Raw genomic sequence first — 13,169 nt, 5'->3', positions numbered from 1 at the left:
TCTCCGTTTTCGGATCAGCCGGCCGCCAGCTTGTCGGTGCAGGCGGCGCGGCTGCGTTGCAGGGTGCGTCGCAGATCGCCCACCAGATCGGGAAGCGCCGCCGCATCGCCGCCCGCGGCCGCGATCTGCAGCCGCCATGCGGTGTCGGCGAGGCGCTTCAGGCCGAAGTTCGCCGCGCTGCCTTTCAGGCTGTGCGCGGCGTATTCCACCTGATCCAGGTCCCCGGCCTCTGCCCCTTCGGCAATGGCCCGGGCGAAACCGTCCGCTTCGCTGAGACACGTAGTCAGCAATTCCCGGACCAGTTCGGGAGAAATCTGGTCCTCCAGTTCCCGCAGCTTCTCGCCGTCGATGAGTCCGGCATGGCTGCCGGGCTCGGCCTCCTCAGGTACCGGCGGAACGGGCGGCGGCGCGGCGCCGGCGCCTTCGGCCGGGGGAGCGGCGCCCATCGCCCGGTCGATTACCATTGCCAGGCCGTCCAGGTCCACCGGCTTGGCGATGTAGTCGGTCATGCCCGCATCCAGGCAGACCTGGCGGTCGCTGGGCAGGGCGTTGGCGGTCATCGCGACGATGGGCATGGTGTCCAGCGGCGGGCCCATGGCGCGGATCCGGTGCGTGGCCTCCAGTCCGTCCATCTCGGGCATCTGCATGTCCATGACCACCAGATCGTAGGGCAGGACACGCACAGCGTCCACGGCCTCCACGCCGTCGGCGGCAAGGTCCACATGATGGCCCAGGCGTTCGAGCATGCGCTGGGCCACCTGCTGGTTCACCGGGTTGTCCTCGGCCACCAGGATACGGAGCCGGCGCGCAGCCGTGGTGCGGCACGGCGGCGGCGTGGCTGGACCCGGCGCGGGCACCCGGCCAGCGATGAGATCGGCCAGCGCGGCAAGCAGTTCGCTCTGGCGCGCCGGACGCGGCAGGACCGCGTCCGCCCCGGCCCGCACGGCGGAGGCGGGCTCGGCCCAGCCTTCAAGCAGCAGCGTCCGCACCGGTGCCAGCGCCGCGTCCTCCTGCCGGCGCACGAGGGGAGCCCCGGCATCGGACAGGGCGCCATCCACCACCACGGCGTCGAACCGGGGCGCGCCGGGGGGCGCCAGCACCGAGCGTTCCGCCAGCCGCGCCGCGCCGGCGGCACCGTCGTCGGCCAGGGCGACGGCGGCACCGGCCCCGCGCAGGTGCCGGGTCAGCGCATCGCGCGCGGGGCCGGGCGCGGCCACCAGAAGCAGGCGCGCCTCGGCCAGCGGACGGGCGGCTACTGCCGGGCCCGCACCGTGCAGGGCGCGCGGCAGCGGCAGGGTCACGGTGAAGGTGCTGCCGGCGCCCAGAGTGCTCTCGGCCTCGATGACGCCGCCCATGGCCTCGGCCAGATGGCGGCTGATGGCCAGCCCCAGCCCGGTGCCGCCGGCGCGGCGGGCGGCATCGCCGTCGCCCTGGTTGAACTCCTGGAACAGGGTGGGCAGCACGTCGGCGGCGATGCCGCAGCCGGTGTCGGCAATGATGAAGCGCACGACGTCCTCGTCGCCCGGCGCGGCGGCGGACTCGACGCTTATCGTGATCGCGCCGGTGTCGGTGAACTTCACTGCGTTGCCCACGAGGTTGAGCAGAACCTGCCGCAGACGGCCGGCGTCGCCCAGGTAGGTGCCGGCGACCGCGGGGTCGACGTGGGCGTGGACGTCCACCGCCTTGTCCAGGGCGCGCGGGGCCAGAATGTCGACCACCCCTTCCACCAGGGGCCCCAGGGCGAAGGGGCTGACCTCCAGCTCCAGCCGCCCGGCCTCCATCTTGGAGAAGTCCAGCACGTCGTTGAGCAGGGCCAGCAGGGCGTCGGCGCTGTCGCGGATGGTCATGGCGAAACGGCGCTGCTGGCTGTCCAGGTCGGTGTCGAGCAGCAGGCCCGTCATGCCGATGACGCCGTTCATGGGCGTGCGGATTTCGTGGCTGATGGTGGCCAGGAAGCGCGACTTGGCGCGCGCGCCGGCCTCCGCCAGGTCCTTGGCCTCGCGCAGTTCTGTCTCCGCCTGTTTGCGGGCCGAAATGTCGCGGAAGGCGATCACCGCGCCCGAGACGGCGCCGTCGTCCATGATGGGGGCGGCAGCGTAGGCCACATCCAGCGGCGTGCCGGACCTGTGCCAGAACACGTCCTCGTCCACCGCCCGGGGGCGGCCGTCGCGGGCGACGGTGACCAGCGGGCTGGCCTCGCGCGGCAGGAAGCTGCCGTCGGCGTGCTTGTAGTGGATCAACGGATGCAGCGGCGCCCCCACCAGGTCGTCCCGTGCGAAGCCCAGCATGGCGGCGGCGGAGCGGTTGGCAAAGATGCACGCGCCGCGGCGGTCGACGCCCAGGATGCCGTCGGCGACGGAGTTGAGGATCAGCTCGTTGCGGCGGTTCAGGCGCTCCAGCGCCATGCGGGCGGTCTGCAGGTCGGTGATGTCGACGCGGGTGCCGACCACGCCGCCGTCCGGTGTGTGCCGCTCCACGCTCTGGACCCAACGGCCGTCGGCCATGTGCTGGATCAGCGGCACGCCCGTCGGGTTGCGGTGCTCGGCAATGCGGCGCTCGCAGTAGCGGCGCAGGTCCTGGCCGGTCTGGGCGAAGGCGCCCCGCTCCGCCGCCGCCCACACCAGGTTCTCGAAGAACACGCCGGGTTCCAGCAGGTCCGAGATGCCGCGGTAGATGTCGCGGTAGCGCTGGTTGCACAGCACCAGGCGGTCGTCGGCGTCGAACAGGGCGAAGCCCTCGGAGATGGCGGAAATGGCGGTCATCAGCCGGCGCTCGGCCGAGGCCACGCGCTCCTCGGCCTCTATCTGCTCGGTCACATCACGGCCGGTGCCGCGATAGCCCAGGAACGCGCCGTCGACCGAGAAGACCGGCTTGCCGGAAACCTGCAGCCAGCGCACCCGTCCGGCGGGGTCGATGCCGCGATAGCGCAGGTCCTTGAACGGCCGCCACGCCTCAAGCTCCGCCATGTGCGCGGCGATGACCTCGGGCTCCGTCGTGGGGGCCATCAACTCGTCGCGGCGGCGCCCGATGAGGTGGGTGTGAATGTGGTAGGGATCGGCAAACCCCGGCGCGATGACGTTGGCGAACCGCAGGTCGGGCCCCATCTCCCAGAACCAGTCGGAGGCGCTTTCGGCGAAGTCGCGGAACCGCTGCTGGCTTTCCCGCAGGGCCGCCTCGGCCCGGGCGCGGGTGGTGACGTCACGGACCACGCCGATGAACAGCCGCTGCCCGCCTTCCTCCACGGTGTTCACGGCAATTTCCATGGGAAAGACGGTGCCGTCGCTGCGCCGGCCGTCCAGCCGCCGCACCACGCCCAGCTTGCGCGGCCCGTTGTCCTGCAACAGGGGCCGGATGCCGCGGCCGGGGTCGGCGGCATAGGCCTCGGGCATCAGCACATCGACGGCGCGGCCGACCATGGCCTCGCCGGTGTAGCCGAAGATGCGCTCGGTGGCCGGATTGACGCTCTGGATGACGCCGTCGGCGGTGATGGTCACGATGCCGTCGACCACGGTGGACAGGATCGCCCGCAGCCGCGCCTCGCGCGCCGCCACATCCTGCGAGGCGTGCTTGAGCCGCGTGATGTCGACGCACACGGCCAGGGCGCCGGTGCCGCCGCCGGCCAGCGCGATCGGCTGCTTCAGGGTCTGGTAGATGCGGACCCGGCCGTCGGGCAGGGTGAAGGTTTCCTCCACCTCCACCGGCTGACCGGTGTCCATGACCTCGCGGTCCAGGCGGGCGTAGCCGTCGACCTCTTCGGCGTTGTCGTGCACGGCGGCGTTGTCGGCGTATTCCAGAGCCTCGGGCGTGGTGCCGAACAGGTCGGCGGTGGCCTTGTTGACCAGCCGGAAGCGGTTGGCGCGGTCCTTCACGAAGATCAGGTTGGGGTCGCTGTCGATGACGGCGCGCACGAAATCCTTCTGCCGGCGCGTCTCCTGCTCCAGCGCCTTGCGGTCGTCGATGTTGACGGAATAGCCGACCAGCAGGCATTCGCCGGTTTCGTCGCGGACGATGGTCTTGCCGGCGAGCATCGTGGCGGTGCGCCCGTCGGGCAGCACGAGGGCCTCTTCCCTAAGGTCGAGCCGGCCGGTGTCCCAGGCCTCGCGGTCGTCCTCGGCCAGGCGCGCGGCGACCTCGGGCGGGAACAGGTCGCGGTCGGTGCAGCCGGCGGCATTGGCGCGGCTGCGGCCGACGGTTCGCAGTGTCTCCGCGTTCATGAAGGCGAAGCGGCCGTCGCCGCGCTTGACGAAAACGTTCAGCGGCAGGGTGTCGAGGATCTGCTCGAACATGCGCCGCTGGCCCTTGCGGGCGCGGTCCGTCTCGCGGCTTTCGGTGATGTCGGTTTCGTGCAGCAGCGCCACCGGCCGGCCGCTGCCGGGGTCGCTCAGGGGCGTGACCTGCATCAGGTGCCAGCGAACCGGGCCGGAGCGGGGGTGGACCGGCAGGCACAGGTCGAAGGCCTCTCCGGCGGCCGCCTGCGCCAGGATGGCTTCTGCCAGCCCGTCGTCGTTGATCTTGTCCTGCAGCAGGCTGTCGGAATTTCCGAACAGGCGCTGGCTCTCGGCGTTCCGCAAAAGGACCCGCCCGTCCAGCGCGATCATCGCCATGGGGCCGGGCGCATGCCGCAGCGCCTCGGCGGCACGGACCAGGTCGGGCGGGGCGTCGGCGGCGGAGACTCGGTCGGCCTCGACCAGCATGGCCGCATTGGTGCCAGGCCAGTCGATACTCTGACAGCGGCAGCGGGCGACGGTCGGACGACCGGCGGGATAGAAGGTCCAGGTCTCCTCCACGATCCGGCCTGCGGCGAAGCTGTCGCGACAGGCTTCCGTGCGCGCAGCCGCAGCCGCCGTGCGGTCGGAGAAATCCCGCGCACAAAGCGCCTCCAGACTCTCGGCCTCCCACAAAGTCAGGGCCGCCCCGTTGGCCCAAAGGATCCGCGGGCGGTCCATGTCGAACACCCACACCGGGGTCGACAGGCGGTCCAGCAGGGCCGACACGGAGGCAGAGGAAAGAGGCGCGGACACGGGCATCGGGCCACCAACAACGATCGTTCCCTTGCCACTATAGGGCATGCACGCCGCCGGACGATAGCCACGCGATAAGGACGTGACGCCGATCATGCAGGCCGGCGCCGACCACCGGCGCGGCGGCATGGGTGCTGCGGCGACGGACGGAAACGCGCGCCGCGTGCGCATCGCCCTGGCGCTGACGACCGGCCTCATGCCGGTGGAGGTGGCGGGCGGCCTGCATGCACAAGTGGCGGAGCATACGGATGACAGGGCCGTCCTTAGGGACATCCAAGCGGAACCGGAGGATCGCTCCGGCATTACCCACGCGACCGTTCAGATCGGGCGGGAGCACTGCCCCGCCGCGCGGCGGGACGGCGTGAGTCCCGGAAACGCCGCGCCATGACATGGCCCCATTCCGTGCCCATTGCCGCCATTCCCGCGGGTGAGGCTAGCCTGACCCGAACCCGGCAGGAGACGACCCTTGATGAGCAAGCTGACCGGAGCATCCGTCCTGAGCGCCATCGTCCTGGCGGCGCTGCTCGCGGGTGGTGTCATGGACCTGAAGGCGGAGCCGCGTACAGCCGGCGCTCCCTCGACCGCCGAAGCCCCGAAGCTGGAGCGCGGCGGCCAGGTGGTCCAGGTGGTCGACGGGCGCACCCTGCGCATCGACGGCCGCACGGTCCAGTTGGCCGGCGTCAAGACGCCCGTGCCGGGCCAGCAGTGCGAACGCGCCGGGCGGCTCGAGCCCTGCGGCGATCAGGCGACGGCGGCCCTGGCCAAGATCGTCGACCTGAGCGTCAAGCCGCTGGACTGCCAGCCGGCGGCGAGCGGCGAGGCGGGCCTGGTCACCTGTCTGGTGGAGGGACGCGACGTGGCGGAAACGCTGGTCAAGCAGGGGCGGGCAGTGGCCACCGGCGACCGTTACGCCCAGGCCGAGGCACAGGCGCGCACGGCCGAACTGGGCCTCTGGGGCAGCGCCTGGGTGCCGCCCGAGCAATGGCTGGCGGGCGAGCGTCTGCCGGCGGAGCGGGAGCAACTGGCCGAGAAGACACGCGACGAGGCCGCCGAGCGGAAACCGTCGGAGGCCGAATAGCCAAGCGTGGGTGTCGGGAGTTCCGGCGGCGGCGTCCATCCGCGCCTTGGATGGGGATCGGGGACACCGCGCCTGCGGACAGCAAGGGGGGGAGAGCCGCGGGCGCGGCGGGCGCTGGAAGAAGCACCGCCGCCGGAAGAACCCGCACCATGCCCCACGGTGCGATCGAAAGTAAATGCAAAAATCGCATGGCTCCCCTGCGCTTTATGACTGAATTGTGACGGGGGGCGCGTTGTCGACCGTCGCCCGCCCGGGGCTGACGGTCGGTCCGGGCTTACCCGTCGTCGGTCAGCAGGCGGCGCAGGTCGGTCTTCAGCACCTTGCCGTAGTTGTTCTTCGGCAGTTCCGGCAGATAGCGGTAATCCTTGGGGCGCTTGAAGCGGGCGATGGACGCCAGGCAAAGGCTGTCCAGCGCCTCCGGCGTCGGCTCCATGTCCGGGCTGACGGCGGGGTCCGTCACCACGAAGGCCACCACCTCCTCGCCCCAGTCGGCGTGCGGCCGCCCGACGACCGAAACCTCGCGCACGCCGGGGTGGGTGAGCAGCACTTCCTCGACCTCGCGCGGATAGATGTTGGTGCCGCCAGAGATGATGACGTCCTTGCTGCGGTCCATCAGGGTCAGGTAGCCGTCGGCGTCCAGGGCCCCCACGTCGCCGGTGTATAGCCAACCGTCGCGGATGGTCTTTGCCGTGGCGTCCCGGTTGCGCCAGTAGCCCAGCATGACGGCCGGCCCGCGCACCATCACCTCGCCGCTCTCCCCGGGTGGCAGCGCCCGGCCGGAAGGATCGCCGACGCGCACGTCCACCAGCGCCTGCCGCTGGCCGACCGACGCCAGCCGCGCCTTGTGGCGGGGATGGCCGGTGTCGGCGTGCTGGGCCTTGTTCATCGCCGTGATGCACATGGGGCTTTCGCCCTGGCCGTAGATCTGGGCGATCTTTGGGCCCAGCGCTTCCATGGCCGCCCGGGCATCGGCCACATAGCGCGGCCCGCCGCCGTAGACGATGGTCTTCAGGTTGCCCGTGTCCGCCTCCGCCAGCCCCGGGTGCGAGACCAGCCGCGATACCATGGTGGGCGCGGCGAAGAAGGACAGGTTGGGCTGGCGGGGCAGCAGGGCCAGGATTTCCGCCGGGTCGAACCCGCCGCTTTCCGGGATCACCTGCCGCGCCGTCGCCGCCACGTGGGGCAGGATGTAGAAGCCCGATCCGTGACTCATGGGCGCCGCATGCAGCAGGCCGTCGTCGGGCGTCACCGCGTCCACGTCCAGGGCATAGCAGGCGGTCATGGTCAACAGGTTGCGGTTGGACAGCATGGCGCCCTTGGGCTTGCCCGTGGTGCCGCTGGTGTAGAACAGCCACGCCATATCGTCCTGATCGCGCTCGACCATCGGCAGCGGCTCGGCCTGCAGCAGCCGGGTGTAGCCGGCCGATCCCACCTCCACCAGCCGCACCTGCCCGGCCTTGACGGAGGGTGCCTCCGCCACCGTCGCGGCCTTGTCGGGGGTGACGAGGCAGACGCTCGCGCCGGCGTCGTCCAGCATGAAGTCGAACTCCATGGCGTGGAGCTTCGCGTTCATTGGAACGGCGACCAGGCCGGCATGCCAGATTGCGAATAAAACGTCGACATAATCTGGACAATTCGTCATCACCAGCGCCACCCGGTCTCCGGCGTGCAGCCCCAACTCGTCGGCCAAGCCACGCGCCAGCCGCGTCACCCGGTCGGCCAGTTGGCTATAGGTGGCGACCGTGGTGGTGCCGTGCTGCACGGCGACGCGGTCCCCGGCGCATCCGGCGGCGCGGACGAGAAGGCTGGCGACATTCATGGACGGTGTGACTCCCTGGCATTCTTATTGGGGCACCAGGGTAGCGATGCGCGTGCCCGCCGTCACCCATTCGGAAGCACGACCGTCACCCGCAGGCCCTTGCCCCCTGGCCCGTCGGACAGGGCGATGGTGCCGCCGTGGGCGTGGACGATGGTGCGGGCCACCGACAGGCCGAGGCCCGTGCCGCCCGTCTCCCGCGAGCGCGAGCCCTCCAGCCGGTAGAAGGGCGCGAAGACCTTTTCGCGCTCGGCGGCGGGGATGCCGGGGCCGTCGTCGTCCACCGTCACGACCGCCGCATCCTCGTTAGCGCGAAGCGTCACGCGGCAGGCGTGGCCATAGGCTTCGGCGTTGTCCAACAGGTTGGCGAAGACCCGCCGCAGGCCCGTCGGCCGGCCCAGGATGTCCAGCTCCTCCGGCGCCTCGACGGCGGTGGCGGTCCGGCCCTCGGCGACGTCGCGCAGGAGGGCGGCCAGGTCCAGCGGCTCCACCGGCTCTGCCGCCGCGTCCTGGCGGGCGAACGCCAGGGTGGCGGCGATCATGCGTTCCATGTCCTCCAGGTCACGGAGCATCTTCGCGCGGTCGCCCGAACCGTCGTCGTCCATCAGCTCGGCGCGTAGGCGCAGGCGGGTGATAGGCGTGCGCAGGTCGTGGGAGATGGCCGCCAGCATCCGCGTGCGGTCCTCGACGTAGCGGGTGAGGCGGCGCTGCATTTCGTTGAAGGCGGTGGCGGCGCCGCGCACCTCGCGCGGGCCGGACTCGGGCAGAGGCTCGGCATGGGCGACGTCCACCCCCAGCCGCGCCGCGTGGGCTTCCAGCACCCGCAGGGGGCGCACGGCGCGCCGGACCCCCCACCAGGCGACGGCGGCGACGACGAGGACGAGGCCCGTCACCCAGCCCAGGAAGGCCGGGCGCCACAGCCGCTCCGGCCGCTCCAGCAGGGCAAGGCCCGTCAGCCATGCGCCGTCGGGCAGGCGGACCGAGGCGGCCAAGTGGGTCAGGTCCTGGCCCGGCCGGGCGGCGTTCATCATCATGTGGTGACGCGCGCCCGGACCCATGCCCGGACCATGCCCCGGTCCCCGCTCGGGCAGGGCGTCGCGGTTCAGGCGGCCGACGACGATGTCGGTGCCTTCGGGCAGGCGCTCGGCCAGAAGCTGCGCCAGCACGCGGGCCAGGGCGCCGCCGCGGCCCGGCTCGGCAAGGGGCGTATCGGTCAGGCCCAGGTGGAAGCCCGGCCCGCCCATGGCGCGGACGATGGGCGCCCGCGCCTCTGCCGGGGCGGCGCCCACGGTTTCCACCGCGGCCGCCATGCGCGCCGCCGCCTGCCGCAAACCGGCGGCTTCCAGCGCCTGGTGCCGGTCGCGGGCATAAACGGCCAGCACCGCCAGGTGCGAGCAGATCAGCACCCCCGCCAGCACCAGCAGGAACCAGCCGGTAATGCTGTCGGGCAGCAGGGCCAGCCGCCGGCGCGGCACCTTGGCGGACGCGGGGGCGGTCATGGCCGGACGACCTCGGGCGTGAACAGGTAGCCGCCGCCGCGCACCGTCTTGATGAGCGTCGGGTTCTTCGGGTCGGGCTCGATTTTGCGGCGCAGGCGGCTGACCTGGATGTCGACGCTGCGGTCAAACGGCATGGCCTGCCGTCCGCGCGCCAGGTCCAGAAGCTGGTCACGACTGAGCACGCGGCGGGGGTGCTCCAGGAACGCCATGAGCATGTCGTACTCGCCGGCCGACAGGTCCACCGCCGCGCCGTCGGGGCCGGTGCAGGCGCGGGTGGCGGGGGTCAGCGTGAAGCCGGCGAAGCGGTAAAGGGCGGGCGGCTCGGCGTCGCCGCCGCCAGGGGGATCGGCCGTCGCATGTGGCTCGGCACGCCGCAGGACGGCCTTGGCGCGGGCCACCAGCTCGCGCGGGTTGAAGGGTTTGGGAAGGTAGTCGTCGGCGCCCATTTCCAGGCCGACGATACGGTCCACGTCCTCGCCCATCGCGGTCAGCATGATGATGGGCGTGCGGTCGCCCGCCGCACGCAACGCGCGGCACAGGGACAGCCCGTCCTCGCCCGGCAGCATGAGGTCGAGCACCAAAAGGTCCGGCGCGGCCTCGGCCATACGGGCATGCATGGCGGGGCCGTCGGCGGCGGTGGAGACGGTGAAGCCGTGCTTCGTCAGGAAGCGGTCCAGCAGGTCGCGGATCTCGGCGTCGTCATCGACCACTAGAAGGTGCGGGGTGGCGGTGCTCATGCCGCCATTGTAGGCGCCCGCACCCCGCCCTGCGAGCCGGAAAACAGTGCTGTTACCCTGTGTTACAGAGTGTTGTTGTCATCCCGGTTTGCCGTCTGCGCGCGGCCGCAGGTACAGCGGCAGATAGACGATCAGGTAGCAGATGAAGGCCAGCGCCCACAGCCAGCCTGCGGCACTCACGAGGGCTGTGTAGCCCTCGGGCTTGATGAGCGGCCCGAAGACGCGCACCAGGGCGGCCATGTTCACCAGGACGTAGGCGGCGATGGTCAGGGGTGCGGCGACGATGGGGCGGCCGGAATGCCCCAGTGCGGCGCGCGTCATCACCGCCAGAGTCAGCGTGCCCACAGCCCCGGCGGTCATGGCGTGCCAGGCGGTGGTATAGGGCACCCAGTCGGCCAGCAGCGAGGCGGCCTCCAGCAGGAAGGCGATGCCGATCCAGCCATAGCCCACGTGCAGGATGAAGAGGATCGGCTCGCTCAGGGTGGAAAAGCCGCTCCAGCGCCCCAGCCGCCACAGCACGGAAACCCCTGCGAGCAGGGCGACCAGGCCGACCATCCAGTCCCAGGCGCCCAGCGCGTGCAGGATCATCACCAGGAACGCGAGCAGGATGGAGACACGCTCCAGCCCCGTATCCACGCGCACCGAGTCGGTGCGGCCCTGCGCCTTCAGCCAGTTGCGCGTGAACGACGGCACGATGCGGCCGCCCACGATGATCATCATGATCGCCGCCACGTCCACGGCCAGCCGCCGGGCGTAGGTGCCCGACGGCTCCAGCCCCATGAAGGCCACGTGGTCGAGCAGGCTGCACAGCCACCACACGCCCAGCAGCAGCAGGAAGACGTGGTTGCGCCGGTTGCCCACCGGCAGCAGCGCCGTCGCCAGGACGGCGATCAGGGCAGGCAGGAACGCCAGGTCCAGCGCCGCCGTCAACCAGGCGGGAATGATCCCGGCCAGCCACATGCCGACGCGCCCCGCCAGCCACAGCGTCGCCAGAAGCACGATGGTCCAGCTTTTCGCCGCGGCGGTGCCGGTCCAGTTGGGCACGGCGGTCAGCAGGAAACCGGCGGCGGCCGCGACGGTGTAGCCGAACAGCATCTCGTGCGCATGCCATCCCACGGGGTCGGCCGCCGCGCCGAGCGCCCCGCCGGCGGGCGCGGACAGCCAGAGCGTCCACAGCGCCATGGCGAAGGCGCCCTGAAGGCCGGCCAGCAGGAAGAAGGCGCGAAAGCCCGAGCGGAACAGGATCAACGGCGGACGGTCGAAGGCCCCGGCGCGGCGGCGGGCGTCGTCGGCGTCGGGGGCGGCGGCGGAGTCTGTCATGGCGTGTGGTCTTGATCCCAATCAAAGGAAGGCCGGCTGGCCGGGTTTAGGATAGGCTGCATCGACTGAACCTCCTACGACTTGACGTTTGTCATGACCGAACTGTTCCTCGCCGTCGCCGTCTTCCTTCTGACCCACAGCCTGCCCGCCGCGCGGCCCCTGCGGGCGCGCATCGTCGGCACCATCGGGCGCGGTCCCTATCTGGCCGGCTATTCCGTGCTGAGCCTGGTGGTCCTGGCCTGGGTGGCCATGGCCTACGTCCGCGCGCCCTACGTGCCCGTCTGGGACTACCAGGGATGGGCGGCCTGGGTGCCGCTGGTGACCATGCCCATCGCCTGCATCCTGGGCGTCGGCGCCCTGGTGGTGGCGAATCCGCTCTCCGTGGGCGTGCGGCGGCGGGGCTTCGATCCCGACCGCCCGGGCCTGCTGGCGATCACCCGCCATCCGCTCATCTGGGCCTTCATCCTGTGGGCGGCCGGACATCTGGTCGCCAACGAGGATCTGGCCTCGGCGGTGCTGTTCGGGCTTCTGCTGGTCCTGAGCCTGGCCGGCCCCTACGGCATCGACGCCAAGGCCCGCAAGGAGCTGGGGCAGGCCGAATGGCGGCGCCTGAGCGCGCGCACCTCCAACTGGCCGTTTGCGGCGGTGGTCTCCGGCCGCGCCCGGCTGCGGGACGTCTGGCCGGGCTGGGTGCCGCTGCTGGGCGGGCTGGTGGTCTATGCCGCCCTTCTGCACCTGCACGGCCCGGTGATCGGCGTTCAGCCCTGGGTCGGCGTCCTCTAGCGGAAGACGGCCATCACCCCGGCATGGTCGCTGGGATAACGGCCCGTCGCCGGGTCGGCGACGTCCAGGACCCGCGCCACATCCGCCACGCGCCACGGCCCGCGCAGCAGGAACAGGTGGTCGAGGCAGTCCGCCCGTCCGCGCCCGTCATCCGGCAGCAGCGTCGGCGGCGTCCAATCCACGCCGCCGGCCCGGCGTCCTGAAAGCTCTGCGATCACAGGGTCGTCGGGACCGGCGTTGAAGTCGCCGCCCAGGACCACCGGCCGGTCGCCGGCATCGGCCAGCGCCGCCAGCACGGCGTCGCGCTGGGCCAGCCGCAGGACGGAGGCGTCCTTCAGGTGCGTCAGGTGCGTCGTCGCGATCACCACCGCCGCGCCCTCGGCGTCCGTGGTGCGGGCGATCACGGCCTGGCGGTCGCCGTCGCGCGGGTCGGCGGGAAGCTCCACGACCCGGTGCCCGGTGATCGGCCGCCGCGACAGGACGGCGAGGCCCGAGGTCGTGTCCAGCCGCCGTCCCTCCACCATGCGTGCCTTCCGGCGCCCGTCGTGGCGGACACGGTGGGGCAGGGCGCAGGCGTCGGCCAGATGGGCGGCGGTATCCAGGCCGCCGTCGGCGCTGGCGAGCGCCTCCTGCAACAGCACAACGTCGGGTGCCAGCACGGCCAGCCCCGCGGCCATGAGCCGCAGGCGGGCGCGGTAGGCGCCGTCGCCCTTCCAGGTGTTCAGCGTGACGATGGTGCAGGGCACAGCCGGAAATTCCCGCAAAAGGAGTGCTCTTTACTCTGACCCTTCTACAAAATGCGGTAAAGGCGGATGACTTGAGGCAGTTGTATATGACGGGCGGCGGTATCTTCTCTGTTGTTTCAACGCCAAGTCATGGTTCTGTCATCCCTGCCGGATACACTGTCGGGGAGCC

Annotated in this window: 9 protein-coding genes; 3 read left to right on the top strand and 6 right to left on the bottom strand. The window is 71.4% G+C overall.

The window, feature by feature from the left end; all coding sequences use genetic code 11:
- Nucleotides 1-14: 14 nt before the first annotated feature.
- Nucleotides 15-5,021: a PAS domain S-box protein gene (locus tag C882_RS23515; RefSeq protein WP_160166796.1), complete on the bottom strand. Its 5,007-nt coding sequence runs from the start codon at nucleotides 5,019-5,021 to the stop codon at nucleotides 15-17.
- Nucleotides 5,022-5,103: 82 nt separating this feature from the next.
- On the opposite strand from C882_RS23515, the gene C882_RS25095 reads away from it, so the two are divergent.
- Both C882_RS25095 and C882_RS17685 read left to right on the top strand, forming a co-directional pair.
- Entirely contained in the window at nucleotides 5,104-5,409 is a 306-nt protein-coding gene (locus tag C882_RS25095; protein WP_160166795.1) for a hypothetical protein, read from the top strand.
- An 81-nt stretch (nucleotides 5,410-5,490) separates the two neighbouring features.
- Nucleotides 5,491-6,099: a thermonuclease family protein gene (locus C882_RS17685; RefSeq protein ID WP_009542030.1), complete on the top strand. Its 609-nt coding sequence runs from the start codon at nucleotides 5,491-5,493 to the stop codon at nucleotides 6,097-6,099.
- A gap of 274 nt (nucleotides 6,100-6,373) precedes the next feature.
- On the opposite strand, the gene C882_RS17680 is transcribed toward C882_RS17685, so the two are convergent.
- The 4 genes from C882_RS17680 to C882_RS17665 form a co-directional block, all read right to left on the bottom strand.
- Nucleotides 6,374-7,918 (bottom strand): AMP-binding protein, encoded by a 1,545-nt coding sequence (locus C882_RS17680; protein ID WP_009542029.1) that lies wholly within the window; start codon nucleotides 7,916-7,918, stop codon nucleotides 6,374-6,376.
- Between the two features lie 62 nt (nucleotides 7,919-7,980).
- Nucleotides 7,981-9,414 carry an ATP-binding protein gene (locus C882_RS24125; protein ID WP_009542028.1) on the bottom strand — a complete coding sequence of 478 codons (1,434 nt, stop codon included), beginning with the start codon at nucleotides 9,412-9,414 and terminating at the stop codon, nucleotides 7,981-7,983.
- The gene (locus C882_RS17670) at nucleotides 9,411-10,151 is read right to left on the bottom strand and encodes a response regulator (RefSeq protein ID WP_043646279.1); all 741 of its coding nucleotides are present in this window, start codon (nucleotides 10,149-10,151) and stop codon (nucleotides 9,411-9,413) included. Before C882_RS17670 ends, C882_RS24125 begins: the two co-directional genes overlap by 4 nt.
- Before the next feature lie 78 nt (nucleotides 10,152-10,229).
- Complete coding sequence (locus C882_RS17665) at nucleotides 10,230-11,471, bottom strand: NnrS family protein (protein WP_009542026.1); 1,242 nt, start codon at nucleotides 11,469-11,471, stop codon at nucleotides 10,230-10,232.
- 93 nt (nucleotides 11,472-11,564) lie between these two features.
- On the opposite strand from C882_RS17665, the gene C882_RS17660 reads away from it, so the two are divergent.
- Nucleotides 11,565-12,254 carry an NnrU family protein gene (locus C882_RS17660; protein ID WP_009542025.1) on the top strand — a complete coding sequence of 230 codons (690 nt, stop codon included), beginning with the start codon at nucleotides 11,565-11,567 and terminating at the stop codon, nucleotides 12,252-12,254.
- On the opposite strand, the gene C882_RS17655 is transcribed toward C882_RS17660, so the two are convergent.
- Nucleotides 12,251-13,000 carry an endonuclease/exonuclease/phosphatase family protein gene (locus tag C882_RS17655; RefSeq protein ID WP_009542024.1) on the bottom strand — a complete coding sequence of 250 codons (750 nt, stop codon included), beginning with the start codon at nucleotides 12,998-13,000 and terminating at the stop codon, nucleotides 12,251-12,253. The two genes, C882_RS17660 and C882_RS17655, sit on opposite strands and share 4 nt — an antisense overlap.
- Nucleotides 13,001-13,169 lie beyond the last annotated feature (169 nt).

This window comes from Caenispirillum salinarum AK4 (assembly GCF_000315795.1).
Taxonomy (GTDB): domain Bacteria; phylum Pseudomonadota; class Alphaproteobacteria; order Rhodospirillales; family Rhodospirillaceae; genus Caenispirillum; species Caenispirillum salinarum.
Note: the sequence above shows the minus strand (reverse complement) of the source record. Positions and strands in the feature narration are given on the sequence as shown.

Bases quoted from the DNA above. Each gene is read 5' to 3' on its own strand.
- C882_RS17680 (WP_009542029.1), bottom strand. From the start codon at position 7,918: ATGAATGTCGCCAGCCTTCTCGTCCGCGCCGCCGGATGCGCCGGGGAC.
- C882_RS17660 (WP_009542025.1), top strand. From the start codon at position 11,565: ATGACCGAACTGTTCCTCGCCGTCGCCGTCTTCCTTCTGACCCACAGC.
- C882_RS24125 (WP_009542028.1), bottom strand. From the start codon at position 9,414: ATGACCGCCCCCGCGTCCGCCAAGGTGCCGCGCCGGCGGCTGGCCCTG.
- C882_RS17670 (WP_043646279.1), bottom strand. From the start codon at position 10,151: ATGAGCACCGCCACCCCGCACCTTCTAGTGGTCGATGACGACGCCGAG.
- C882_RS17665 (WP_009542026.1), bottom strand. From the start codon at position 11,471: ATGACAGACTCCGCCGCCGCCCCCGACGCCGACGACGCCCGCCGCCGC.
- C882_RS17685 (WP_009542030.1), top strand. From the start codon at position 5,491: ATGAGCAAGCTGACCGGAGCATCCGTCCTGAGCGCCATCGTCCTGGCG.